2 protein-coding genes are annotated in these 1,425 nt (G+C 70.5%); both read right to left on the minus strand.

Features of this window, described 5'->3' with window-relative positions; genetic code table 11:
- Positions 1–853 (minus strand): HAMP domain-containing protein (locus tag D9C15_RS33100; protein ID WP_128003705.1); only part of this gene is annotated, 853 nt, incomplete at its 3' end.
- A gap of 25 nt (positions 854–878) precedes the next feature.
- Complete coding sequence (locus tag D9C15_RS33105) at positions 879–1,331, minus strand: cache domain-containing protein (protein ID WP_240668691.1); 453 nt, start codon at positions 1,329–1,331, stop codon at positions 879–881.
- Between the last annotated feature and the right edge of the window lie 94 nt (positions 1,332–1,425).

Below are 1,425 nucleotides of genomic sequence, written 5' to 3' on the forward strand. Positions count from 1 at the left end.
CGGCCTGCTCGGTGCGGCCGGACAGGTCCTGGTTGCCGCTGGCGATCTCCGCGCTGGCGTGCCGGATCGCGCCGGCCGAGTCGGCCACCGTGGCCAGCGAACGGCCGAGCTGGCCGGCCATCGCGCCGAGCGCGCGCAGCAGCTCGCCGACCTCGTCGCGCCGGTCGCTGTGCACCTGGACGCGCAGGTCGCCGGCGGCGACCGCGCCCGTGACTGCCACCGCGCGGTTCAGGTCGGCCACCAGGCGGCGCTGGGTCAGCCACGACAGGCCGACCGCCGCGCCGGCGGCCAGCAGGCCCAGCAGGCCCAGCAGCAGCGAGATGCGCTGCACGCTGGCATTGGCCGTGGCGGTGGCGCTGCCCGACTGCGCGTCGAGCTGCGCGACCATCGAGGCCAGCGCCTGGCCGAGCGCGGCGTAGGACTCGTCGGCGCTGCGCAGCGCGGCGATGCCGGTGTTCGGGTCGACCGACGACATGTCGATCGCCATGTCGGCCTGTGCCAGGTACTTGTCGGCCCGGGTCGCGAAGTCGTTGCCGGCCTGCGCCTGCCCGTCCAGCGCGGCGATGGATTGCTTGATCGCGGCCACCTGGCGCGCCAGGTCTGCGCGCAGGGCCTTGACCTTGGCGTCGTCCAGCGACCCCATGATCGCCACGCTGCGGTACACGCCGGCATGGGTCTGGCCGAGCTGCTGCTGCAGCGTGCTGAGGGTGCGGAACTGCTCGAAGCCGTCGCGCACGACCTGCTGCGCGCCGAGCGCCTCGCGAGTCGTCCACCAGGTGTTCAACTGCCCGATGCCCAGCACGACACCGGCAGTCAGCAGCGGGGCGGCGAGCAGCTTCGTGGAGAGTTTCATGGGGTCGTCCGGCGGGGCCGCGGCCTCACTTGTAGATGCCGCCGCACACCGCGCTGTCTTCCAGCCGCTCGCAGTACATGCTCTTGGGCTCGATCTTCTTGCTCACCGGGTTGGTGAACTTGTAGTCCTGCCAGAACGTGCCCTTGCTCTGCGCCAGCTCGACACGCTCCTTGACGAAGGGCTTGCCGTCCACGTCCTTCAGCTCGATCAGGTTCTTCCCGATCATCTTCTCGTTGGCGCCGTGCGCACGCACCGTGCCGTCCAGGCCGTAGACCACCAGGTAGAGGTCGCGGTCGGTGAACTGGCCGGCCTTGTTGCTGATCTCGGCGTAGCCCTTGTCCTTGCCGTTGGACTTGATGTAGGCGATGCCCTTCTTGACCATGGTGGTGGCCTCGTCGGCGGTGGCGTTGCCGTCCTTGGCGACGGCGCAGAAGCAGGCAGCGGCCGCAGCGGCGGCGATGAGGGGGCGCAGGTACACGGCGGGGTCCTTTCGGTGGGGGGAGGGGCTCAGTGGGCGGCGTCGAACAGCCCCATGTCGGTGGAGGCCATGAGGGCCTCGATGTCCATGAGGA

This window comes from Piscinibacter defluvii, assembly GCF_004011805.1.
Classification (GTDB): Bacteria; Pseudomonadota; Gammaproteobacteria; order Burkholderiales; family Burkholderiaceae_C; genus Piscinibacter; species Piscinibacter defluvii.